A 359-nucleotide genomic window follows, 5' to 3' on the forward strand; every position below is an offset into this window, starting at 1 on the left:
AGGCTGTCGGTGATGGTGACGGCGTTTTTCCCGTATTCATAGCGGTAGCTTAAGCCTGCCGGATTATGCTGCTCCACCACCCGGCCCGCTGCATCGTAGCGGTAGGTGGTCTGCGGGCGTCCGGCGTACTGGTGTGCCACCATCCTGCCGGGGTTGTCGGCGGCATAGTCAAAACGGCGCACCTGCACTCCACCCCGGTCATACACCGCCGCCAGCTCCCCGCGCGGGGAATAGTCATAGCGCACCAGCGGGGATGTCGGCAGGTTGTCGGGGTATTCCGGGTCGTGCGTCAGCCAGACGGCACCGAGGCGGACCCCGACATCCTGGCCGTAGCGGGTGACGGGCAGTGTGTTCATCTG

The 359-nt window shown here is 65.2% G+C and carries 1 protein-coding gene; it reads right to left on the reverse strand.

Translation table 11 applies throughout. From position 1 onward, the window contains the following. A partial coding sequence (locus OGY09_RS00030; protein ID WP_286589708.1) for an RHS repeat domain-containing protein occupies window positions 1-359 on the reverse strand: 359 nt, incomplete at both ends.

It is taken from the genome of Citrobacter sp. Cpo071, from assembly GCF_030332765.1.
Taxonomy (GTDB): domain Bacteria; phylum Pseudomonadota; class Gammaproteobacteria; order Enterobacterales; family Enterobacteriaceae; genus Citrobacter; species Citrobacter portucalensis.